Genomic DNA, 23,040 nt, shown 5'->3' with positions numbered 1-23,040 from the left:
GGAGCGGTTCATTGCTGTTCATTACCAATCTTTCATTCCTCAACCGTCTTCGCCGAGCTCGGCGTATTCTTGTTCTTATACACCCACATCGCATATTCCAGCGGGCGTACCAGCGCTTTGCGGTAAGTGCTATTGTCGCCGGAGCGGGCGAAGACCTCGCGGGCCGGCTTGGGGTTGACCTCCAGCACGTAGATCTTGCCCTCGCGGTCGATCGCGAGGTCCAGGGCCAGCTCGCAGAGCGCGCCGAAGCTATCTTCGAGGTACGCGGCAGCTTCGATTCCCAGCTTCTCTGCGGTGCGCATGGCCTTGTCGGCCCGCTCTTCGCTGCCGAGCCACTGCTTCAGCAGGGCCTCGGCCCGCATCGCATGCCCGCCGCCATGGAGGTTCGAGGTGACGCTGCGGGCCGCGCCTACCCGGCCGGCCATGCCGGTGAATTCCCAGACGCCTTGGCCGTTCTTCTGCACGAGCATCCGGTAGTCATGGAACCGGCCGCTTGGCAAGCGGAGCGGAATGCCCTGCTGGATGAGGAACCGTCCGCCGAGACACCACTGGCGGACAATCGAATCCAGGCGGCTCAGCGACACCTTGCGGGGCGCGATGATCTGCCGGCTCTGGCGGCGTCCCTGGATATCGTAGAGGGACTTGCCTTCCCGCTGCCGCTCAATCCGCAGGATGCCGCGTCCGCCCGTGCCGTTAATCGGCTTGACGTAGACGACCGGACTGAACTTCAGCATGCGGTGGAGATCGGCGGAAGACTGATATAGAAGAGTCTCCGGCATATGCTGCCGGAAACGGCTTTTCTGTGAAAAGGTCTGGTGGACCGTCCATTTATTACGCAGCGGACGGTTCAGGAAGGTCAGATGATCATACCGCGCGCGGAAGCGCAGCAACTGCTGGAACCGCTGGCTGCGCTGAATCCGGCAGCGGTCATAGATCATATTCGGGAAGGAGCGCCATTTGCGCGACCATGTTCCGCTTTTGACATCATAGACAAGGGCATGGATCTGTTCTTTGCTTACATGCACATCTGCGGGGGTAAACACAAAGACACGTGCATTATAGACGTATATATGACAAGCGAGAAATTGCTTTGAGTTTATCTGCATATTCAGAACTCAAAGTCTTCTTGTGTCATATACCTTCAGTCAGTTTAAATAAAGTTTTATCTAACTCAGTGGTTAGGTTTTACTATTCATTTTATCCTTCAATTTTCCGATGATTACATTAAAAGGGTATTTAGTATTTAAGTTCAAATAAGTCATGGGAATTCAATTATGGTATCAGAGCTAGTGAAGTAGGGGGAATACTCAACGAAGGGCGATGATATCATACGAGCTTTAGTAAATGAGTAGAAAAGGGGGACGAAAGATGAAATCAATAAAGACAGTACTTCAAGCTATTTTGTATGTATTACTGGTTGTTGGGCTCCATCTAATCTTAATCTATTTTTTAAAGATAAAAATTGAGGGATGGGGAACAGAATTATTAAAAATCTCATTTAAGGTGTATTTTATACCGCTTTTGTTATGTTTTACTAATTCTTTTTTGCTTATAAGAACTCAGCGGATAAAGTACAATGTCAACTGGTTTTTAGTAACTATGCTCTCAAGCCTTTTACTTCTTTTATTTTTCAAAGCAATACAAGATAACGGCGATAGTGAGTATGGAGTTTTTGTTTCTACTAAATTTTTTCCGGAATATCAAGTGGAGATGCTCTTTCTGCTTCCTTGGAGTATTTCTATTATTCAATTTATTTTGGCTCTATATTATCTATTCAAAATAAGAAAAAATCTACTCTTTCTAAATAATAAAGGGGGAATGTAATATGAAAAGAATATTTTCATTAAGTATAATTATTACAATTTTTGTTTCTTTATTTAATCTAACTGGAAATCTTCAAAACTATACATATGCTAATTCAGTTCATGAATCTGTATACAGCAATAATCCAACCGAACAGTCTTCGATCGGAATATTGAGTACATCAGTATACCCAGATAATGCAGTCGTGAAATATGGAGAAAAGATATACATTAATTATAGTTTTAATGCTGAGGCTCACCCAGTACTCATTAATATTTATAAAGATGGTGTCTTACAAGCGGATTATTATTATAAACCATCAAGCTGGGGCGACCATTTTTCTTATGAACCCAAAGATGAAGGAAGTTATAGATTTGTTGTAAAGCCGACCGATCAACCTTACTATACTAATGAGTGTACGGTTACTGTTTATAAAGATAGAATAATATTTTTACCTGGAATCATGGGAAGTGAGTTGTTTCTGGGAGATGAGCAGGTATGGGAGCCTGAGGATAGCAAGAATGTCCCTCGCATTCGCGAACAAATTAATAGCCTGCAGATGAGCGCTTTAGGAGAAAGTAAAAATAGCATAAGTGTTCGCAATAGTATCAGTGATTATGATGGTATCCTTGCTTTCTTTAAAAATGAAGGATATCACGTCGTTGATTTTCCTTACGATTGGAGATTAGGCTCCAGTATAAATGCACAGAAGTTGAAAGAAAGAATAAATATTGAGCGGGCTGCGTCTCCATATAGTAACTACTATATTGTTGCTCATAGTATGGGAGGACTTGTCGCCACTGAATTTATCAGACAAGGGAATAGTAATCTAATAAAAAAATTGATCACAATTGGCACACCATTTCTTGGCGCTCCACAAGCGTTCAATATGCTTGAAACAGGAAATCTTACAATGAATACTTAGCTTATTTAACAGTTGGCTCTGCAGTAAGAAATTTGGAGAAAAATACGCCATCTATTTATGAGTTACTACCCAATAAATCCTATTTTTCATACCAAACCAACGGATATATTGAAACTAAATCATATCCAAAGCCTGACTCTCCTAAAGTGAAAGTTACTAAATATAATACCTTCAGTGAAACGGAGAATTTTATTAAGGATACTAATGATTGGTCAAATGATGTCTTGCTTGAAAATGCCAAGAATTTTCATTCTTCTTTGGATGTACTTAATACACTAAAAAAGGTAGATTCATACTTTATAGTTGGCGATCAGAGAGAAACTCCTGGTAAATTGGTTTACTACGTGCCTTCGTTAAACGATAAATATCTGAGTGACGTGAAAGTTATACAGGGAGATGGCGTTGTTCCTACATCAAGTGCTACAGTAGGTTTTAAGCTTGATGAAACACGAACTTTTTATATTGGCAGGTCTCATGTAGGTCTTGTGAAGAGTCCTGAAGTGCAGCAAAAAATCTTGAAAATTTTAAAGGATAAACCTAATGAATTTGTCTCCGATAAAATTCGTGATGAGACTAAAGAAATAAAAACTTTAAAATTCAAGGCGGAATGTCCGGTAGAACTACATATATATGATTCCTCAGGCAATCATACAGGCCCAACAGGCGCTGAAACTTTTGAGTCTAAAATCCCAGACATCAACTACTTTACAGACGGTGAAACAAAGATTGCTCTAGTTAATGATACTGAAGACTATAAAGTTCGTATCATTGGTACAGGATATGGTGAATTAACTTTCTCGATAGTATGGGCAAATGAAAAAGATATTGAAGATAGAACATTGCGTTTTGATAATGTTGCCGTTACTCCCACTTCAGTATTTATAGCCGATGTTAATCAGAATGGGCAAGTCGTACTTCAGATAGATCAGAATGGCGATGATAACTTCGAAGGTAGCATTAGCCCTACTGTTGATCTAGATCTTGGAGGAACCCAAGACGAAACAATTCCAACACTAAGCTCACACATTGATGGGGTAAAAGGCGTCAATGAATGGTATGGGAAAAACGTTTATTATAACTTATCTGGAGAAGATAATGCATCTGGTGTTTATAAGTACTTTTATGATCTTAATGATTCTGAATACAAAGAGTACACAGAACCATTAGCATTGCCTAACACAGGAATATATAATTTCAAGTCGTATGTTCGAGACAAGAATAGAAATGATTCGGAAGTCTTAACGGAAACGGTGAAGGTAGACACTACCAATCCGACTGTACCCGTAATGACGATCGATCCAACAGCTTGGACGAATAAGTATGTAACGATTACATTAGGCGGCGGGACAGACGCTGATAGCGGTTTTCAAAAATATCAGTACAAAATCAACCAAGACGGGGAGTGGAAGGACTATACTGTTCCTTTTGTGATCGATTCAGAAGGTTTATACAATGTGTATGCCAGATCAGTAGACAATGTATTTAACCTTAGTGCAGAAGTAACTGGGGTGGCTAAAGTTGATAAGACCAATCCTCCTAAACCGATAATGACAATTGAACCATCCAAATGGACTAATCAGTCGGTCTCCATAACATTGTCGGGTGGAACTGATACAGATAAAGGCTTTCCTAATAGTGGGTTTCAAAAGTATCAATATAAGATTGATGGGGGTGAATGGAAGGATTACACCACACCTATTATTATTGATACGGAGGGTTTATTTAAGGTTATAGGTCGCTCAGTAGACACTGCTACTAACCTCAGTGAAGAAGTCTCTGGGGAAGCAAAAATTGATAGGACAAAGCCTATCGTACCAATAATGACAATTGAGCCTTTAAAATGGACAAATCAGTTCGTCACAGTGACCTTATCTGGAGGTTTCGATACGGATAAAGGTTTCCCAAATAGTGGATTTCAAAAATATCATTATAAGATTGACAGGGGAGAATGGAAGGATTATACAACACCTATAATTATTGATACTGAAGGATTATATACCATTTATGCGAGAGCGGCAGATATTGCAACTAATCTTAGTGAGGAAGTTACGGGGGAAGCTAAAGTTGATAGAATAAATCCTTCATCACCAAGGAATTTCATTACGAAACTGTTGAGAGGAAACAAAGTGACGCTCTCATGGTCGCCATCTACTGATAACGTAGCGGTTACTAGTTACGATTTATATCAAGATTCTAAGTTAGTTGGAAATGTAGTGAATCCTGAATTCACATTTGAAAATCTTGTAGCAAATAGAGATTATATATTCAAAGCTGTTGCACGGGATGAAGCAGGTAACTCCTCTATTGCAGCCAGTTTCACAGTACGAACTCCAGTAAATCTCGCAGTGGGATCAGATCATACTTTGCAGATAAAGGAAGACGGAACGGTAAGAGGCTGGGGAATGAATAGTTCTGGAGAACTGGGAGATGGGACGAACTCGACTAAAACTACAGCAGTCTCCGTTCAGGGACTAACCAGTGTAAAATCCGTGGCAGTAGGAAAACAGCATAGTATTGCGTTAAAAGAGGACGGAACTGTATGGACCTGGGGAGGAAATGCATATGGTCAGTTGGGAAATGGACCAGGAAATAACAGTAATACACCGACCCAAGTCCGGGGCTTGGAAGGTATTGTAGCCGTTGCAGCAAGTCAGTATAGCAGTTATGCCTTGAAAAACGACGGGACCGTGTGGTCCTGGGGCGAAAATTATAATGGACAATTGGGGAATAATTCCACAATAGACCAGAGTACCCCTGTGCGGGTATTAGGCATCAGTGGGATAAGTCAAATCACGGCAGGCAAGGGTTACGCTTACGCCATGACGAGTGCAGGGACGGCATGGGGATGGGGAGATGGAAGAAGTTATCAAATCCCGGGATCGTTAGGATCAAACATGTTAATGGCTGTTCCAATGACGGGATTAGAAGATTTAGCAAGTATTGTGGCAGGAGAAATAGGTAATCGTGGACTTGCACTGAAAAAAGATGGAAGTGTAGTACTGTGGGGAGGCAACTATCAGAGGGTCTTCACATTGAACCCGTTAAGTGGAATTCAAACTATCGTAGGCGGTGGTGGTAACTTTGCGATCCGGGAAGATGGGAGTTTGTGGAGATGGGATGGATATACACCTGTAAAAGTTGAAGGAATAAGCGAAGTGAGCGCTGTAGGAGTGGCGTACAACGACGACCAACGGAAGATTTATACGGCGGCCGTTAAAACCGATGGAAGCGCGTGGGCTTGGGGAGACGTTAACCAACATGGGCAGCTCGGAGACGGGACGACGGATGTGCACACAACACCTGCATTAGTGAAAGAGAATACGGCTCCAGAGGCAGTACTGACCTATCCTTTGGGAAGTAAAGAAGCACCGGAGAAAAGTAATGTAAATCAGCCGACCATCCGGTGGATTCAAAAAGATGCAGCATTAACACGTTTTGCGGCGTACCAGGTGCAGATATTGGATGCAAGTGGAAATGAAATAGTGGATTCGGGCATCGTGAGTCAGCCGATGACTGCTACTGAGAACACTTGGATGGTGAGTGAAGCGTTACCGTCAGGTCAAGCCTTCCAAGTGAAAGTGAAAGTGTTTGACGAACACTTGTGGTCGGAATGGTCTGAGTTAGGTTGGATAGAGATAAATAACATGATCTTAAAAACAAAAAAACAACTTGATAGCTCTGTTGAAATGGCTCAATCAACAATCTATGTTGGTGAACCAACAATTGTTAAGTTAAGTGTTGTTGATAGTGTCTATAGTGATGACGGTATTAATACAGGTATATTAAATGGAATTGCTAAAGTAAAGGTGTCAGGTTATACAATTTCAAACACTGAATTCTTTGGGAAATTCGGAGATGTAGAGCTATCAGCTACTGGTACTACGACAATTGATGTTCAATTTCATGATGGTATCGCAGAAATTCCATTAATTCTAACGATGTCTGGTAAACAGTCCATAGCATTCGAAATTGTTGATCTTGAGAACAGTTTAAGATTAGTTGAAATTGAAGTGCTTCCTAACGATTTGAGTAATGTCTTATTATTTCCATCGCCTACATTCAATGAGGCGCCAATAAAAGATATTGCATATTCTCATAAAAGTTTATTAAGAAGATTAATTTGAACGGTGATAGTTCTAAATGTTTAATATCTTAAATAAGCAAATAACCGCCCCTTTACGGAGAGGCGGTTATTTGCTGTTATCTAACATTCTTCATTCCTCAACCGTCTTCGCCGAGCTCGGCGTATTCTTGTTCTTATACACCCACATCGCATATTCCAGCGGGCGTACCAGCGCTTTGCGGTAAGTGCTATTGTCGCCGGAGCGGGCGAAGACCTCGCGGGCCGGCTTGGGGTTGACCTCCAGCACGTAGATCTTGCCCTCGCGGTCGATCGCGAGGTCCAGGGCCAGCTCGCAGAGCGCGCCGAAGCTATCTTCGAGGTACGCGGCAGCTTCGATTCCCAGCTTCTCTGCGGTGCGCATGGCTTTGTCGGCCCGCTCTTCGCTGCCGAGCCACTGCTTCAGCAGGGCCTCGGCCCGCATCGCATGCCCGCCGCCATGGAGGTTCGAGGTGACGCTGCGGGCCGCGCCTACCCGGCCGGCCATGCCGGTGAATTCCCAGACGCCTTGGCCGTTCTTCTGCACGAGCATCCGGTAGTCATGGAACCGGCCGCTTGGCAAGCGGAGTGGAATGCCCTGCTGGATGAGGAACCGTCCGCCGAGACACCACTGGCGGACAATCGAATCCAGGCGGCTCAGCGACACCTTGCGGGGCGCGATGATCTGCCGGCTCTGGCGGCGTCCCTGGATATCGTAGAGGGACTTGCCTTCCCGCTGCCGCTCAATCCGCAGGATGCCGCGTCCGCCCGTGCCGTTAATCGGCTTGACGTAGACGACCGGACTGAACTTCAGCATGCGGTGGAGATCGGCGGAAGACTGATATAGAAGAGTCTCCGGCATATGCTGCCGGAAACGGCTTTTCTGTGAAAAGGTCTGGTGAACCGTCCATTTATTCCGCAGCGGACGGTTCAGGAAGGTCAGATGATCATACCGCGCGCGAAAGCGCAGCAACTGCTGGAACCGCTGGCTGCGCTGAATCCGGCAGCGGTCATAGATCATATTCGGGAAGGAGCGCCATTTGCGCGACCATGTTCCGCTTTTGACATCATAGACAAGGGCATGGATCTGTTCTTTGCTTACATGCACATCTGCGGGGGTAAACACAAAGACATCCAGGCCAATCCGGCTGCCTTCAATAATCATCCTCCGGTACACGCTCTTCTCCTCAAGCTGTTTGGCGTCATTCAGATATAGCGTGAGGATGCCTAAGACGGGCTCTGGCACAGGAGTTCACCTTCTTGTGGGAGAATAGTAGGTCCGGCTGCAGTCCGGGAGGACCGCAGCAGCAGCGTGGGTTTACCCGTAGGGCCGTTAACCAGGTCTACGGCGGCTAGCCCGCTGTTGAAGCACATTTTCAGGCTGGCCGGGTTATCGCAGGCTACATGGCATTCCAGCTGCCCAAGACGTTCCAGCTGCGCGGTAAGCAGGGCTGTGCCGGTATGCCTCTTGCGGTACAGGGGATGAACGGCTACTACACAGGCCTCCTTGCCGTAGCCGGAGACGAAGCTGACACCTGCGAGCTGACGGCCGTTCTGACCCCGTACAGTGGCAACGAGTAGCGAAACTCCCGGCAAGGCGAGCTGCTCCGGTGTCAGCCGGGCCAGCTGCCTGCATCCGCGAAGCGTAATCCGCTGCTCCCCATACTCCCTCAGGAATTCAAGCAATCCGGCTAGTCTGGAATTCCACTGCACCGGATTGCTGTCGTAGAGTGAGGATATCTGCATGGTGTCACTTCCTTTACGGGTTTAATTAGGCTTAGTCTGGCGGGATAGATGCTGGCCATAATGAAAAATGCGTTCCAGCGACAGCTTGCGGATCGCCGGCTCATCGAATTTCATCGGCCTGGAATTGGCCTCGAAGAACCACAGCCCGCCTTCTTCATCGACGCCGAGGTCCATTGACATCTCGCCCAGCATGGTGGCCGAAGCGCGTTCAATCTGCCGGGCAATCAGCAGCGCCGTGGTGGGGACATTCTTCAGGATGGCCGCAGCCTGCTCTGCTCCGAAGGTTCCCTCCAGCATGCTGGAGGGCTCTTCAATGCTGCCGCCGCGCGGCACATGGGTAGTGATGCTGCGGGCTCCGGCCAGCCGTGCGCCAATGCCGGTGACCGCCCAGGCGCCACGGCCGTTCTTCTGCAGCAGCACGCGAAGATCGAAGGGGCGCCCGTGGTGCGCAGCAAGCACAATGGCCTGCTGCACGATGTAGCGGGATACCCCTTTTTCCCTGACGATTCTGGCCCACAGACGTTCGATGGACGCGGCTTTGTAGGTCGTGTTCTTCTTGCCGCTCTGGATCTGCAGCCGGTAAGGCAGCATAGCATCCATCCGGTATCTCAGCCGCATAATCCCTTTGCCGGCTTTGCCGTTCTCCGGTTTGAGGTAGAGACTGTCGTGATTCTTCAGCATGGCCGTCAGGGTTGCTGCACTGCGCAGACGGCGGGTCTTGGGCACATGCTTTGAGGTTGCTTTGGATTCCTTGAGCCACTCGAAGAGATTCCATTTATTGAAAAATCTCGGGTTGTACAGCTGGATCTCAGGATGCTCCAGACATTCCGCTATTTTGCGGGCGACCGGTGCCTTCTCCTCTTCATCGCGGTTCGGAATCCGGTTATAAATCACCTGCGGCAGCGGGACAGGAATGGAGTACCAGAGCTTGCCGCTGGCAGAGGGGACGAAGCCGTTCACCATCCGCTCCTCCAGCTTCAGGTCGCGGACGGTGACGACATATACCAGATAACCCATTTCTTTGCCGGTGCGGATAATATCGCGGAAGTTATTGCGGTTGCCGCGAAACTGCTTCAGCCGGTCACTGGTCGTCAGGATGGCGATAACGGGCTTGCCGGGGTCAGGGATACGGCTGTTCACAAGTCATCCCTCCTGCGGAATTTGCTGAGATACAGACAATGCTCCAGGATGTGCTCAATGGAAGCTTTGCCCTCAGCGCGCAGGGAGGGGTGGCGGAAGATAGAGCGTCCCGGTTTGGCATTGGCCTCGAACATCCAGATATCCTCATCCTGGTCAATCCCGAGATCAAATCCAATCTCACCGAGCAGATGCCGGTGCTGGATTTCCAGGGATTCTGCCAGCTTGACGGCTGTTGTTTTGGCGCGCTGCAGCACTTCATCCGATCTTGCGCCGAAGACACGGCCCAGTGCCTGCTGCGGTGTAAGCAGGGCGCCGCCGTTCTTCAGGTGGGTGGTGACACTGCCCCGGCCGGCTTTCTTGGCCCCGATGCCGACAACTACCCATTGGTTGCTGCCGTTCTTGTGCATATGGAAGCGGAAATCAATCGGGCAGCCGTCAATCTCAATCAGCCGGATCCCCTGCTGAACCACATAATTCTGCAGGCTCTGTCCGTGACGGCCGCGCAGCATGCGCATCAGGCTGTCGAAGCTGGTGAAGCGCAGCAGCACATTCTTCCCGCTCTTACGGTAACGGGCGAAGTACCCCTTCTTCGGCAGGTAGGTCAGGCGGTAGATGCCGTGTCCAAGACTGCCTGCGGAAGGTTTGTAATAGACAAAGTGGTGGCGGTCCAGCATATCGCGCATCTGTTCTGTGCTGGGATTGCTGTGTGTTTCAGGCACGAAGCGGTTGGCGGCACCGTCATTCTCCAGCAGGCGGTAAACATCCGATTTATTGAAGAAGCTCCAGTTGAAGTAGGGAATCTTCTTGCGTCCGAACCGCTCCCGCAGCTGGTTGATGTATGGGGAAGTCTCCGCTCTGCGGCTGGGCAGACGGTTGTAGACGACATCCGGCAGCGGCACCATCTTACGCTCGAATTTGCCGCCGGCCGTGAGGAAATAGCCGTTGACCTGCTCCTGCTGCCAGTCGATGTCACGCGGCATGAAGGCGAAGATATAGCATTTGTTGCTGCCTTCGCGCAGCAGCTGCTTGATGAAGCCGGTACGGGAGCCAAAAGGCTGTGCCGCGGAGGCGGGCCCGTCGGAAAGTACGCCGACCAGCGGTCCGAGCTGGACCTCATCATTCTGCAGGTTGCGCAAATAAATGCCGCCTGATTTCGGAACCTTGATTGCGCTCTTCACTCCCGAGGCCAGGAAGAGATGCTTGCCGGCGCGTTTGATCGGCTTGATCATCGCCGGGATGGCATCCTTCCCAAGCCGCAGGCGGATGTTTTTCTTGCCGGATAATTTCAGGCTTTTCATCAGTTCACCCGAGACATAGACAACTCTTTGGGGCTGCTTGGTGAAATGCACATTGCAAAAAGTGAGACCCATTTATGAATCCTCCTTAGGAACGATTGATATCATTCTCCCGTTGAACGGAGCTGCCGGTGAGACAGCTTGTGGTTTGCCGCTTGATGTAAGCAGCAGATGACGCGCATAGCGCAGCGGATTCTCGGCGGCGAGCCTAGCAGCCCGGCGGTCGCCCGTCAGCCGGAACACTGTGCGCCCTGGCTTGGAATTAGCTTCAAGCAGATAGATTCTTCCTCCGGCATCAATGCCGAAATCGAGACCGAGCTCTCCGAGTCTCCCGCAGGAATCTTCCAGCAGTGGAGGCAGGAGAGCGGCTGCTGAGATCAGCTCCTCATACAGGCTTCGGCCTGTGTTGCCGTATTCGGCAAGCAGGAAGGGCAGAGCGGGAACCGCGGTTCCCCCGCCGTGGAGATTCGAGGTAAGCGATCCCCGGCCTCCCAGACGTACGGCCATACCGGTCATAGACCAGGCGCCGGTACCGTTCTTCTGCATCAGCACCCGCACATCGAACGGCTGTCCTCCGCTGCCGGTGAGATGCAGATATGGCTGTATGATATAGCGGTGCTGGCCGATGAAGCCGTGGATCCAGTCCAGGCCTTCGTCCAGCGTACCGAAAACATATTGAAAAGGTTCGTTCAACCGGTCTCTTCCCCGCAGACTCACTCCGCCGCCTTCGCCTTTGCCCAGAAGTACAGCGTGCATGGTGCGTTTGCCGTGGGAGCCTGTTTTGGGTTTCAGAAAAACACCGTACTCCCTTTCGGCAAGCATGTTGCCGAGTGCTTCACGGCCGCTATAAACCAGAGTTTCGGGCAGTAGGGCAGCGGCTGTACGGCTGCGCCGCAGGATCTCGTACACGCCCCATTTATCCGGGAGTCCGCGTGACCAGGGGAGACAGCGGGAGAGTACAGCCAGGGCAGCGGCTGCAGTTCTTTTCTCCTCCGGAGTCCGGTAGAAACAGCGGTTGTAGAGAATATCGGGCGGAGGTGACTGCGCAGGCACCCACTGACCTTCCTGCCAGAGATACCCGCTGACAGAGGCGCCGTCCTTGGCGACACCTTCCGGATGGAAAACAAGGACCTTCAGATCATACAACGGGGCCGCCCGGCATAGATGACTGCAGAATTCCGGTTCTGCGATGGGAGGATTCCCGTGGCGACGGCCTGTCATAATGCCAAGGAACCCCATTGCTGTTTCGGTCATGATGTCCTCCTTATAACCCGGCCAGATAGCGGCAGTATAGAATCATTTGTTTGACGGAGGGGCGGATCTTCTGGTCGTTCAGCGGTGTATTGTCGTTCTTGGACGGTTTGGAGTTGACTTCTAGCAGCCAGATTCTGCCCGACTGGTCCAGCGCAAGGTCGATGCCCAGCTCCCCGAAATGCGCCGGGATATAAGTCTCTACGCCTCTGGCGATCGCCAGTGCTGCCCGGGGAAGCTGAACCTGGGAGCTTTCCTTCGCTCCGGGCGGTAGATTGCTTTTGCCGATGGCTTCCCGGACCGTACTGAGCGTCCCGCCCCGGGCGAGATTAGAGACAAAATGATTACTTCCGGCGGTCCGGGCCACAATGGAGGTGACGCCCCATTTGCCGGTGCCGTTCTTCTGTACGAGTGCCCGGAAGTCCACCGGCCGCCGTCCAAGCTCCAGCAGGGGCAAGCCCTGCTGAATCTGGTAGCGGGTCGTTTTCATCTTCGGGGCAATGGACCCAAAAAGCTTCGCCAGACTGGGATAGCTTTGCTTGCGTGTCCCCAGCGGTGTTGTCGACTGCAGCCGATAGCCGCCGCCGTCTTCTTTGGAGATGCGCAGAATGCCTTTGCCCAGGCTGCCGCGTACAGGTTTCAGGAACACACTGGGATAATTGCTGCACATTCTTTTCAATACGGCGAAGCCATTCAGGGCATGCGACTCCGGCAAATACCGCTGCAGGGCGGGATCTTGTGCCAGCGCTTCGAATACCTCTGTCTTGTCAAGGAACTTTTCATTGAAAAAATGAGTTCCGTAGCGGGATTTTACATCCGCCAAAAAATGCTGTACGCTAGGTTTGTTCTCTACCTTTCGCGTCGTCAGCCGATTGTTGATCACATCGGCCACAGGAAGACTCAGCTTCCGCCAGCCCTCATCGTATACCCAGCCCTGGATGGTAGTGCTGCGCGTTTCCAGCGCTTCCGGGGTAAAGAAATATACATAGGCGCCCTGTGCATGGCAGGCATTGGTCAGTTCCCGGCAGAACATCGTGATCTGGCCGAACACTCTGTCGGGATGCTCGGGATGGTCCCGGCTCACCAGAACTCCAATCATCGGCCCCAGCCGCAGATTGCGGCTGCCTGAACTATAGGAAGCGTTAAGCGTGAGGCGCTGCCTTAAGCCCAGCCTGCGCGCCAGCCCTTCGCTTACGCGCAGGCTGTCGGATTTGGGAACCGGAATAACGGTAACCTCCTGCCGGAAAGAGCCGAAGGTTAGCTGGATTGTTCCGTGCGCCGGTATTTTGAGCCTCTTCATGGATTTGTCGCCTAGCATTACAGCGTTTTCCTGCAGGATGCCCGAGTGGACCGTTTGGACCGGGATCTTGAGTTGGGACATCGTGGATCTCCTTCCGGTAGGCAGCATGATGCCGGCAATATGAATCTTTAGGGTTACATATCATTCATCATATGGAGACATCTGACCCTTGGTGATTGACCTATTCTTTAAAAAGCCGTGCCGGGCGGATTAAATGTCCGGCGGCGGTGACCCGTTCAGCAGATGGAGTACAGGTGCAGGCCGCACAGACAGAAGTCTGGCCGCTGGAGGGGGAATAACGTGACCGCGAAATTTGGGCGGATACACAAAACTTAAGCGTATGCTTACGAAGCGAGTTTTGCGAAGAAGACTCAGGGAAGCAGATGCTAACAAAACTTTTAGGAGGATTTATAATGAACGTAATTGACAAGGCACATGAACTGGCGAGAGCCATTAAAGACAGCACCGAGGTATCAGATATCACCAGCGCGATGAAAGTGATCGAAGCAGATCCGGAGAGCAAGCTGATGCTCGACAATTTCCGTCAGAGCCAAATCGAGCTGCAGCAGCAGATGATGAGCGGAGAGATGCCTCCGCAGGAGGAAATGGAGAAGATGGAGAAGCTGTTCGAGGTGCTTAACCTGAATCTCGGCATCCGCCGCCTGTTCGACGCAGAGCGCCGCCTTAGTGTAGTCATCGAAGATGTGAACAAAATCATCACCGACAGCCTATCCCAAATGTACGGCGGACAACAATAAGCGCTATAGAAGGGGATTCTCCTGATAATAGCAAGAGGGTGATTTCAGTGCCATTTGGCTCCGGAATCACCCTCTTTTTGATGCTAAGGCCGACATTTCTAATCTAATCCTGTTTGCCTTCAATGGCACAGAGCAGAATCGCGGCAGCTACGCCAATACGTCTATCGAGTACACCTTTGCGGTCCTCGGAGAAGTCGGCGATAATTTTGGTGACAAAAGGGTTGAAGTTCTGCCGGAAGGCCGGGATGACCATGCCGCCGATCTCCACATTATATTTTTGCGGAATCAGAGTAATGACACGCCGCAGAAGCGCCATGAACATACTGTCCTCTTTAATGAATCCGATCTCGGTATCGCCGGTGTCCAGAATCACCCATTCATCTTTGATGATAGACTTCAGGCCTTTGCGGCGGAGTGCGCCCAGAGATTTCCCGGTCTCCGAATCATAGACATCATAGGTGGCGCTGAGATCTATCACTTTGCGGGCTTTAATGCGCAGTAGCTCTCTCTCCATGCTCTCGTCCGTGTACAGGGCGATATCCTCTTTCAGTTTGAACGCCTTCATTTGCGAAAAGAGCAAAAGTTCCTCCGAACTGTTGTAAATATGCAGCTTTGCCCCCATGACGGAGAATACTTTTTTGCGGATTATGTACTCGGACTGGCCCCAAATGTTATTCAATGTAAATTCCTCCTCTTCATGGCTCCATCATCTCACACTCCCGGCATTCAGGCTAGACTTAACCAGGAGGCAGCGGAATCAGCAAGATGAAAAATTAGCAACTTGTCTCATAATCCGAACCTGAAGTTCATAGAGTAGAGATATAGATTCAAGTTCAGCCTGACAACCCTTTAGAACGAAGGAGCGGTTCGACAATGAAAAAAAGAAACAAATTCAAGCATTCCGTGTATCTGCTGGCGGCTCTGGCGATGCTGCTGTACGCGCTGCCGAAGCTGTCTTTTCAGAATGGTCCCGGCTGGGTGCTGGGCTTTGGTATTGTCTGGTGTGCATTTGCCTTCATGGTGATTGCCTCGCACCTGCACTTTATCATCGGAGTGGATGAAGAGAAGCAGAAACGCCTGGAGGCGGTCCGCAAGGCTAAGCTGGAGCAGTGGCAGGGCCAGTGGAACGAAGAAACCCGGGTGTCCCAGAGATTATAGGATTTGGCCGGCGCCTATAGGCAAGCTGAAGTGGCTCACCCCCTGTCTCGCGAAAGCTGCGGACCGGGGGTGAACTGTGTTATAGCTATATTCAAGGCTGTACTTATGCATGCATTATGTGTGTGTTGTTCTAAGTGCGGCTGCCCTTAATCGCCTCTGGTATCGCTTGTCATACAGTTGACATATCTCTTGAAAGAAGCATACCCGTTCTGTTGTACTCCGCTGTAACCAGCGTTATAATGGGTACAGAATAGTACAGATCGGGGTATGGGGGTGTAACAGTTGGAAGGTCAAGGCGATAATATTACAAAGCATGAACAACTGCTGCAGCATATTGAAAGTCTGAAGGTGGGAACGAAGATCTCCGTCCGCAAGCTGGCCAAGGAAATGGGCGTCAGTGAAGGTACAGCATACCGTGCCGTGAAGGAAGCGGAGAACCTGGGAATCGTTATTACCAAGGAGCGGATCGGTACGGTCCGGGTAGAAAAAAAGCCGCGCAATATTTCTGATCAGCTTACGTTTGGAGATGTAGTGGACATTGTCGAGGGACATGTCCTCGGCGGAGCGGAAGGTCTGAACAAACATCTTCATAAATATGTGATTGGCGCGATGAAAGTGGATGCCATGATCCGTTATATCGATGCCGACAGCCTGCTGATCGTGGGTAACCGTGATGATGTGCATTCGCTTGCACTGGAGCAGGGGGCAGGGGTGCTAGTAACTGGTGGCTTCGGTACCAGCCGAGAGGTGAAGGCGCTGGCGGATGAACTGGACCTGCCGGTGATTTCTTCCCGGCATGATACGTTTACAGTAGCTTCAATGATTAACCGGGCGATTTTTGACCGGCTGATCAAGAAGAAGATTATGCTCGTGGAAGATATTGTGGAGGGCAAGCCGCGCCTGAATACGCTCAAAATCTCCAGTACAGTCGGCGAATTACGCGAATTGTCCCTCTCGAGCGGTGAGCAGCGCTTCCCGGTGACCGACGAGTGGAATCGGGTCATCGGTATCGTGGGCCGCCGCGATGTGGAGGAGCTCGCAGAAGGGCAGAGCATCGAGAAGGCCATGGTCCGCAGCCCGGTGACCGCTGCACTGCAGACCTCCCTGGCTTCGGCAGCGCAGATTATGATGTGGGAAGGGATCGACTTCCTGCCGATCGTGGACCGTAACCGCAAGCTGGTCGGCTCGCTGACCCGCAGGGAAGTGCTGCAGAGTCTGCGTGATGCCAGCAACCAGCCGCAGCTCGGGGAGACCTTCGATCATCTGATCTGGAACGGTTTTGCCGATGAGCGCGATGAGGAAGGCAAGCTGTTCTTCCACGGCTTCATCACACCGCAGATGGCAACAGATCTTGGGACGATTTCGGAAGGGATATTGTCCACACTGATGACCCTTTCCGCATTTAAGGCGGCCAAGGACATCACCGGCAATGACTATGTGCTGGATAACATGTCCACCTATTTCATCCGCCCGGTGCAAATCGAGCATTCCATTATCGTCATGCCGAAGCTGCTGGAGATCAGCCGCCGTACCTGCAAGCTGGAGATTGAAATCAGTCACATGGAGACCATTGTGGCCAAGGCCGTCCTGATGCTGCAGTCGATTGACCACGGTTAAAACGCTCAAATATATACATTTAGCAATAGTGTAGGCATACATGCAGTCTTCGCACAGAAAATGAATACAGAACGAATAATATCGACAAGTGCAGATGAATCAGAATCGAATACAGACGAATACAGACTAAATAGACCAGGCTATCCTGTAGTAACCGGGAGAGTAACCTGGTCTATTTGCATTAGGGACTAACTAGGGGAATTGCGGCAAGCCATAGAATAGCTGGTTGGATTAATGGCTGCGAAGCTAAGAAGCTGAACGGCTGAAAAAGCTGAATACTATATGGGCGACGGGCTGGGAATCTGGTTACATGGACACTGAGTGGATAGGTCTCTATTATGAGCAGCGGGCAACAAGTGGAAAAAGGGTATCTAATTGTCCCGAACTCCCCAATTTTGGAACAATAAGTGGAAAAAGGACATCGAATCCGCCGGAATCTACACCAGGGGAGGAAAGCGGACGAAATAAGTGCCTTTTTTCCAACTGCTCCCCTGAAAGGTAGGGCTTGGCCAGTAATAAGTGTACAATTTCCACTTCGCATAGTTCTACCGGAGAGCCGAGTGAGGGAGATGCTGCGATTTAGCTAGCGATTCAAAGATAACTAGCGATTCAAATACCGATGCAAAGATTCACATAGAGATGCAAAGACTCAAATAGCGATTGAAATACCGATTAATAGCCGGATTCAAATACCCATTCTGATACCGGTTTCGGATACCGTAAACACTCAGCTCCCGCTCCCGCTGCGGAGCCGGCTGTAGTACCCGTGGCTGCGCAGCCCCGAGAAGATGTTGAAGATACCCAGCAGCAGAAAAGCTGCTTCAATGACAACATTAAGCGTCGAGCCGCGGAAGATGAACATCGACATCAGTGAGAGCGTTACCAGCATTGCGCCGAGCAGCATGTTCATAATTGATCGCTTAAGCCCTTTGATTAGCGGGTCTACGGCCCTCCGGGAGGAGAAACTGTACATGGCGGCGCTGATCATAAAGACGACCAGCAGAACAAACAGCAGATACTTGATGAGCATAATCATGGACAGACAGCTCCTTAGTGGAAGGTGGGAAACGGTACTTCGGCTATACTCTACCATTCTATGATTTGCCCACTATTGTACCATGATTATGACTCAGGTGCGCTTATAAGGAGCGATCTCCACCCAGATTTGCAGCACACCCTCCATAACGAGCATAGTGCGGATTCTGACAGTATATTCTTTCTCGCGTACAATATAGATTTTGCCGTCCAGCAGCAGGCGGGCCAGCTTCCCGTCAGAATCGATTTCAAACATGCTGCGCCCGCGCATCGGCTCCAGATCGCTGACCAGCTTCCTGAGGATTTCCTTGACAGTCACCGTGTCTAGCACAGCGGTGCCTTCCTTAACTTTGCTGTCCTCGGTGCGGACCTTAATTTCCCGGATTACGGTGGAGGTATTGTTGTATTTTTTGAGCGTGTCAATGTCATTGCGGTACTCCTCGATCTGTATCCGGAGCTCCTGATTGCTTAGCCAGAGCACGTTGTATCCCATATGATAAATGGCGTTATATACCACGGCGCCCACAATCATTCCCAGCACAAAAACGGCAGCAATCTGCGAGAAACGCCGGTAGCGGTGAAACGGCGGCAGGCGCATGGATTCATCACCCCTTTAAATATAAGAATGTATCTGCTCAGCGCTATCCATTATCCTTCTGTTTCTACTTGCCGCACACCCATTTGACTAACTCACTGCCCATATGAGCGCCCAGAAAAGCGAAGACCAGATAGAGAATCTGCTTGATGGCGGGGGAGAGGTTACCTCCCAGCATATTGCTCTCAATGACCCGCATCGGGTCGATCGTTCCGCCGACGGCGGCAGCCAGTGCCCAGATTTTGATCCGGTCGGCGATATCCAGCATGGTGTGCGTAGGCGGCTGCAGAGAGACCACGGCTCCGATCCCGCCCAGCAGGGAACCGCCCAATACAATGCCGAAGGCGATGAAGAAGTCGAGGACGGCTTTGCTCAGGAAAATATTCATCATAAGGCTCCTTCCCGGTCCAGGCAATTGCTTATCCGCTGCCTGTCCTTATGCGCTTAATCCATTCTATGGGCGGTTCCCCCTCTAATATGATAAAATAGTTTCATCTTATGTTTTGATTTTGGAACTGAAGGGAAGTGGGGATAATGAGCCCTTTCGTGCATTTGCATGTGCACAGCGAATACAGTTTACTGGACGGGGCGGCGCGTATTACGGACCTGGTGCGCCGGGCCGGCGAATACGGCATGAAATCGCTGGCGCTGACGGATCATGGAGTGATGTACGGGGCAATCCCTTTCTATAAAGCTTGCCAGGAGAACGGCATCAAGCCGATTATCGGCTGTGAGGCTTATTTAACCGCAGGTTCGCGCCGTGAGCGGGGCAGCCGCAAGGATCAGCCGATCTATCACCTGATTCTGCTGGTGAAGAACGAGATCGGCTACCGGAACCTGATGAAGCTGATCTCCATCGGCCATCTGGAGGGCCAGCATTACAAGCCGCGGATTGATATGGAAGCACTGGCGGCGCATGCCGAGGGAATCATCTGCCTCAGCGCCTGTCTTGGCGGAGAGGTACCGCAGCATCTGCTGCACGGGCGTGAGGAGGATGCGCGCAAGGCGGCGCTGCGTTACAAGGAGATTTTTGGCGCGGACTTCTACCTGGAGCTGCAGGATCATGGGATGCCTGAACAGAAGCGGGTGAATCCGAAGCTGATTCAGCTTGCTGCCGAGCTGGATATTCCCCTGGTGGCTACGAATGACGTGCATTATATGGACAAGGAAGATGCCGAGGTTCAGGATGTGCTGATCTGTATTGGCACAGGCAAATCTGTGGATGATGAGGACCGTCTGAAGATCGGCACGGATCAGCTGTTCTTCAAGAGCGGCGAGCAGATGGCCTCGCTGTTCCCGCATGTGCCGCAGGCGCTGGAGAACACGCTGCGGATTGCAGAAGCCTGCAATCTGGAGCTGACGTTCGGCAATCATATTCTGCCGGAGTATTCCCCTCTGCCGGAAGGGCTGGATGCCGCCGCTTATTTGCGTGAGCTGTGCCGCAGCGGGCTGGAGGAGCGCTACGCGGATACGCCGCTGTGGGCATCTCCGGAGCAGAAGGAAACGGCCGAGAAAAGGCTGGCCTATGAGCTGGGCGTCATTGAGAGCATGGGGTTCAGCGATTATTTCCTGATTGTCTGGGATTTCATCGCTTTTTGCCACCGGAGCGGGATTGTTACCGGCCCGGGCCGTGGTTCCTCGGCAGGCAGTCTTACAGCATATACGCTGAAGATTACGGATGTAGATCCGCTGAAATATAATCTGCTCTTCGAGCGTTTCCTGAATCCGGAGCGGATTACGATGCCCGATATTGATATTGACTTCAGTGACGAACGCCGCGATGAGGTTATTGCCTATGTCGTGGACAAATATGGCAAGGAGCATGTGGCGCAGATCATTACCTTCGGAACGATGGCAGCAAGAGCAGCTGTACGGGATGTAGGCCGTGCACTGAATCTGCCGTATAACGAGGTGGACAAGGCGGCGAAGCTGATTCCGGGCCAGCTCGGCATCAGCATCACCCGGGCGCTGGAGAGCACGCCAGAGCTGAAGGCGCTGTATGATACCAGTCCGAAGACCAGAGCGCTGCTTGATATGGCGATGAAGGTTGAAGGCATGCCGCGTCATGCCTCAACGCATGCTGCCGGAGTGATCATCTCCAAGGGGCCGCTGACCGATGCCGTTCCGCTCCAGGCCGGCAGTGAGAGTACAGCGCTGACCCAGTATTCCATGGAGCATCTGGAGAGTGTAGGCCTGCTGAAGATGGACTTCCTGGGGCTGCGGACCCTGTCGATTATTGAACGCTGCATGAACTGGGTGAAGGAAATGACCGGCAGCGTCCCTGATTTCCGCTTCATCCCGGATCATGATCCGCTGACTTATGAGATGCTGGGGGCAGGCGAGACCACAGGCGTATTCCAGCTGGAGTCTGCAGGCGTACGGCGGGTACTGAAGGATCTGAAGCCCAGCGGTTTTGAGGATATTGTCTCCGTGGTGGCTCTGTACCGTCCGGGTCCGATGGAATTTATTCCGAAATTCATCGGGGGCAAGCACGGGGAGTTCGAGGTCGTGTATCCTCATGCTGATCTGAAGCCGATTCTGGCCGATACCTATGGGATCATCGTCTATCAGGAGCAGATCATGCAGATCGCCTCCTTGATGGCGGGGTTCTCGCTTGGCGAAGCGGATCTGCTGCGCCGTGCGGTGTCCAAGAAGAAGCGGGAGACGCTGGACAAGGAACGCAGCCACTTTGTGGAGGGCAGTCTGAAGCAGGGCTATCAGGAGGCGGATGCCAATGAGGTGTATGACATGATCGTGCGGTTTGCCAACTACGGCTTCCCGCGTGCCCATGCTGCCGCCTATGGCGTGCTGGCGTTCCAGACTGCTTATCTCAAGGCGCATTATCCTGTGCAGTTCATGGCAGCAATGCTGACCGCGGTCATGGGAACCCACCGCAAGGTGGCAGAGTATGTGCTGGAATGCCGCCGCAGCGGGGTCGGCGTGCTGCCGCCCGATGTTAACGAGAGCGGCGTGCTGTTCACCCCTGTACCCGGCGAAGGCAGCGGGCATATCCGCTTCGGACTGGCTGCGGTTAAGAATGTCGGGACGCTGGCGGTGGAGAATATTATGGCGGTCCGCAAGGAGCGTCCGTTCGACAGCCTGCTTGATTTCTGCCGCCGTGTCGATCTGCGTGTCTGCAACAAGCGCGTGATTGAATCACTGCTGCAGACAGGCGCCTTCGACCGGCTTCCCGGCCACCGGGCCCAGCTGCTGGCAATGCTGGATGAGACAGTCGATGCAGCGGCGAAGTGGCGCAAAGAGCGCGATGAGCTGCAGATCCAGCTGTTCGATGATCTGATTGAGACGCCGAACTGGGAAATCCGTTATCCGGATATCCCGAAATTCTCCGTGACCCAGCAGTTGGAGCTGGAGCGTGAGCTGCTGGGTCTGTACCTGTCCGGCCATCCGCTGGATGACAGCTCGGCCCTGCTGGAGGAGCCGGGGATGCAGAAGCTGATGGATCTTGGCGAAATGGCAGACGAGAGCATGACGGTGACAGCCGGCATGGTCGTGTCGCTTAAGGAAATTACGACAAAGGCCGGCAAGGCGATGGCCTTTGTCGAATGGGAAGACCAGATCGAGCGCTGTGAGGTCGTACTCTTCCCTGAGGTGTGGAAACGCAGCCGCGGCCTGATCGAGAAGGGCGCGCTGCTGGCCCTGCGCGCCAAGGTGCAGCAGGAGGACGAGGGCTTCAAGCTGCTGGCCGAGGAGGTGGCCCCGCTCACCTCGGACAGCGTGCGCGGCCTGCTGCAGCGCCGCAGCGCCGCAGGCGCCCGGCCCGCCTACGCGGGCCGGAACGCCCCCGCAGGAGCGCCTGCGGCAGCTCCTGCAGCCCGTACGGGCGCCGCTGGCCCCGGCGCCCGCAGCGGCAGTGCAGCTGGCGCAGCCGCTGCACCGGGCACGCGCACACCGGCGGCACAGCCGCCCGGTGCGCGCGCTAACGCGGCCGCTGCGCAGGCCGCGCCTAAGGCCCCGGCCGCGTCAGATACGCGGCCGGGAAGCCCTGCCCCGCTGCGCACGGGGCAGCCCGCTTCTGCTGAGCGCTCCGCAAGCTCAGCGCAGAGCACCCAGCGTGTCTTCATCAAGATCACGCCGGGCGCTGAGCTCAAAGGTCTGCTGCCGCGCCTCCAGGCGCTGCTGCAGACCCATCCGGGACCAGCCGCGACGCTGCTGTTCTATGAGCGCAACCAGAAGGTGCTGGCACTCAGCGACAGCTACCGGATCGAGCCCTCGGAGGAGCTGTTTGCGGCAATAGAGAGCATGCTGGGAGCCGGAACCGTCAGAATCAGGTAGAAAAATAAGCACATTTCCGCCCTTT

At 51.7% G+C, this 23,040-nt stretch carries 18 protein-coding genes; 7 read left to right on the top strand and 11 right to left on the bottom strand.

Annotation, left to right across the window (positions count from 1 at the left end):
* Positions 1-32: 32 nt before the first annotated feature.
* On the bottom strand, positions 33-1,106 hold the full coding sequence (locus MKZ24_RS27555) for a YheC/YheD family endospore coat-associated protein (protein WP_042234594.1): 1,074 nt from the start codon (positions 1,104-1,106) through the stop codon (positions 33-35).
* A gap of 262 nt (positions 1,107-1,368) precedes the next feature.
* Here MKZ24_RS27555 and MKZ24_RS27550 point away from each other — a divergent pair, with 262 nt between their 5' ends.
* The 3 genes from MKZ24_RS27550 to MKZ24_RS27540 are packed head-to-tail and all read left to right on the top strand — an operon-like array spanning position 1,369 to position 6,852.
* Positions 1,369-1,824 carry a hypothetical protein gene (locus tag MKZ24_RS27550; RefSeq protein ID WP_042234596.1) on the top strand — a complete coding sequence of 152 codons (456 nt, stop codon included), beginning with the start codon at positions 1,369-1,371 and terminating at the stop codon, positions 1,822-1,824.
* 1 nt (position 1,825) lies between these two features.
* Positions 1,826-2,728 carry an esterase/lipase family protein gene (locus tag MKZ24_RS27545; RefSeq protein WP_042234599.1) on the top strand — a complete coding sequence of 301 codons (903 nt, stop codon included), beginning with the start codon at positions 1,826-1,828 and terminating at the stop codon, positions 2,726-2,728.
* Positions 2,729-2,760: 32 nt separating this feature from the next.
* Complete coding sequence (locus tag MKZ24_RS27540; RefSeq protein WP_052416195.1) at positions 2,761-6,852, top strand: RCC1 domain-containing protein; 4,092 nt, start codon at positions 2,761-2,763, stop codon at positions 6,850-6,852.
* A gap of 90 nt (positions 6,853-6,942) precedes the next feature.
* Here the strand turns inward: MKZ24_RS27540 and MKZ24_RS27535 are convergent, their stop codons facing one another.
* Genes MKZ24_RS27535 through MKZ24_RS27510 form a run of 6 tightly spaced genes read right to left on the bottom strand, consistent with a single transcriptional unit; the run spans position 6,943 to position 13,640 of the window.
* Positions 6,943-8,073, bottom strand: coding sequence for a YheC/YheD family endospore coat-associated protein (locus MKZ24_RS27535; RefSeq protein WP_042234600.1), 1,131 nt, complete (start codon positions 8,071-8,073; stop codon positions 6,943-6,945).
* Positions 8,055-8,573 carry a GNAT family N-acetyltransferase gene (locus tag MKZ24_RS27530; RefSeq protein WP_042234602.1) on the bottom strand — a complete coding sequence of 173 codons (519 nt, stop codon included), beginning with the start codon at positions 8,571-8,573 and terminating at the stop codon, positions 8,055-8,057. The genes MKZ24_RS27535 and MKZ24_RS27530 overlap by 19 nt, the downstream gene beginning before the upstream one ends.
* A 21-nt stretch (positions 8,574-8,594) precedes the next feature.
* Complete coding sequence (locus MKZ24_RS27525) at positions 8,595-9,713, bottom strand: YheC/YheD family endospore coat-associated protein (RefSeq protein ID WP_042234604.1); 1,119 nt, start codon at positions 9,711-9,713, stop codon at positions 8,595-8,597.
* Positions 9,710-11,083 (bottom strand): YheC/YheD family endospore coat-associated protein, encoded by a 1,374-nt coding sequence (locus tag MKZ24_RS27520; protein WP_042234605.1) that lies wholly within the window; start codon positions 11,081-11,083, stop codon positions 9,710-9,712. Before MKZ24_RS27520 ends, MKZ24_RS27525 begins: the two co-directional genes overlap by 4 nt.
* Positions 11,084-12,262 carry a YheC/YheD family endospore coat-associated protein gene (locus MKZ24_RS27515; protein WP_052416197.1) on the bottom strand — a complete coding sequence of 393 codons (1,179 nt, stop codon included), beginning with the start codon at positions 12,260-12,262 and terminating at the stop codon, positions 11,084-11,086.
* 10 nt (positions 12,263-12,272) lie between these two features.
* Entirely contained in the window at positions 12,273-13,640 is a 1,368-nt protein-coding gene (locus MKZ24_RS27510; RefSeq protein WP_042234608.1) for a YheC/YheD family endospore coat-associated protein, read from the bottom strand.
* A gap of 332 nt (positions 13,641-13,972) precedes the next feature.
* On the opposite strand from MKZ24_RS27510, the gene MKZ24_RS27505 reads away from it, so the two are divergent.
* Positions 13,973-14,317, top strand: a complete 345-nt coding sequence (locus MKZ24_RS27505; protein WP_042234622.1) for a YlbF family regulator — start codon at positions 13,973-13,975, stop codon at positions 14,315-14,317.
* Positions 14,318-14,420: 103 nt separating this feature from the next.
* Here MKZ24_RS27505 and MKZ24_RS27500 read toward each other — a convergent pair whose 3' ends face one another.
* Complete coding sequence (locus tag MKZ24_RS27500) at positions 14,421-14,996, bottom strand: hypothetical protein (protein ID WP_042234624.1); 576 nt, start codon at positions 14,994-14,996, stop codon at positions 14,421-14,423.
* 194 nt (positions 14,997-15,190) lie between these two features.
* Between MKZ24_RS27500 and MKZ24_RS27495 the strand changes: the two genes are divergently transcribed.
* Together MKZ24_RS27495 and MKZ24_RS27490 are read left to right on the top strand one after the other, a co-directional pair.
* The gene (locus tag MKZ24_RS27495; protein WP_042234626.1) at positions 15,191-15,475 is read left to right on the top strand and encodes a hypothetical protein; all 285 of its coding nucleotides are present in this window, start codon (positions 15,191-15,193) and stop codon (positions 15,473-15,475) included.
* Between the two features lie 282 nt (positions 15,476-15,757).
* Positions 15,758-17,092, top strand: coding sequence for a DRTGG domain-containing protein (locus tag MKZ24_RS27490; RefSeq protein WP_042234628.1), 1,335 nt, complete (start codon positions 15,758-15,760; stop codon positions 17,090-17,092).
* Between the two features lie 727 nt (positions 17,093-17,819).
* Here the strand turns inward: MKZ24_RS27490 and MKZ24_RS27485 are convergent.
* The 3 genes from MKZ24_RS27485 to MKZ24_RS27475 all read right to left on the bottom strand — a co-directional run bounded on the left by MKZ24_RS27485 (position 17,820) and on the right by MKZ24_RS27475 (position 19,110).
* Positions 17,820-18,128: a YtpI family protein gene (locus tag MKZ24_RS27485; protein ID WP_042234630.1), complete on the bottom strand. Its 309-nt coding sequence runs from the start codon at positions 18,126-18,128 to the stop codon at positions 17,820-17,822.
* A 93-nt stretch (positions 18,129-18,221) separates the two neighbouring features.
* A complete protein-coding gene (locus MKZ24_RS27480; protein WP_042234632.1) occupies positions 18,222-18,725 on the bottom strand; it encodes a hypothetical protein in 504 nt (167 codons plus the stop codon).
* Positions 18,726-18,789: 64 nt separating this feature from the next.
* Entirely contained in the window at positions 18,790-19,110 is a 321-nt protein-coding gene (locus MKZ24_RS27475; RefSeq protein ID WP_039309559.1) for a YtrH family sporulation protein, read from the bottom strand.
* 146 nt (positions 19,111-19,256) lie between these two features.
* Here MKZ24_RS27475 and MKZ24_RS27470 point away from each other — a divergent pair, with 146 nt between their 5' ends.
* The gene (locus tag MKZ24_RS27470; protein ID WP_340788709.1) at positions 19,257-23,015 is read left to right on the top strand and encodes a DNA polymerase III subunit alpha; all 3,759 of its coding nucleotides are present in this window, start codon (positions 19,257-19,259) and stop codon (positions 23,013-23,015) included.
* The last annotated feature ends 25 nt before the right edge of the window (positions 23,016-23,040 follow it).

The organism is Paenibacillus sp. FSL R7-0297, from assembly GCF_038009025.1.
Classification (GTDB): domain Bacteria; phylum Bacillota; class Bacilli; order Paenibacillales; family Paenibacillaceae; genus Paenibacillus_AQ.
Note: the sequence above shows the minus strand (reverse complement) of the source record. Positions and strands in the feature narration are given on the sequence as shown.

Excerpts from the sequence above, each read along its gene's own strand:
- MKZ24_RS27555 (WP_042234594.1), bottom strand. The coding sequence starts at position 1,106 with ATGCAGATAAACTCAAAGCAATTTCTCGCTTGTCATATATACGTCTAT.
- MKZ24_RS27550 (WP_042234596.1), top strand. The coding sequence starts at position 1,369 with ATGAAATCAATAAAGACAGTACTTCAAGCTATTTTGTATGTATTACTG.
- MKZ24_RS27545 (WP_042234599.1), top strand. The coding sequence starts at position 1,826 with ATGAAAAGAATATTTTCATTAAGTATAATTATTACAATTTTTGTTTCT.
- MKZ24_RS27530 (WP_042234602.1), bottom strand. The coding sequence starts at position 8,573 with ATGCAGATATCCTCACTCTACGACAGCAATCCGGTGCAGTGGAATTCC.
- MKZ24_RS27520 (WP_042234605.1), bottom strand. The coding sequence starts at position 11,083 with ATGGGTCTCACTTTTTGCAATGTGCATTTCACCAAGCAGCCCCAAAGA.
- MKZ24_RS27515 (WP_052416197.1), bottom strand. The coding sequence starts at position 12,262 with ATGACCGAAACAGCAATGGGGTTCCTTGGCATTATGACAGGCCGTCGC.
- MKZ24_RS27510 (WP_042234608.1), bottom strand. The coding sequence starts at position 13,640 with ATGTCCCAACTCAAGATCCCGGTCCAAACGGTCCACTCGGGCATCCTG.
- MKZ24_RS27505 (WP_042234622.1), top strand. The coding sequence starts at position 13,973 with ATGAACGTAATTGACAAGGCACATGAACTGGCGAGAGCCATTAAAGAC.
- MKZ24_RS27495 (WP_042234626.1), top strand. The coding sequence starts at position 15,191 with ATGAAAAAAAGAAACAAATTCAAGCATTCCGTGTATCTGCTGGCGGCT.
- MKZ24_RS27485 (WP_042234630.1), bottom strand. The coding sequence starts at position 18,128 with ATGATTATGCTCATCAAGTATCTGCTGTTTGTTCTGCTGGTCGTCTTT.
- MKZ24_RS27480 (WP_042234632.1), bottom strand. The coding sequence starts at position 18,725 with ATGCGCCTGCCGCCGTTTCACCGCTACCGGCGTTTCTCGCAGATTGCT.
- MKZ24_RS27475 (WP_039309559.1), bottom strand. The coding sequence starts at position 19,110 with ATGAATATTTTCCTGAGCAAAGCCGTCCTCGACTTCTTCATCGCCTTC.
- MKZ24_RS27470 (WP_340788709.1), top strand. The coding sequence starts at position 19,257 with ATGAGCCCTTTCGTGCATTTGCATGTGCACAGCGAATACAGTTTACTG.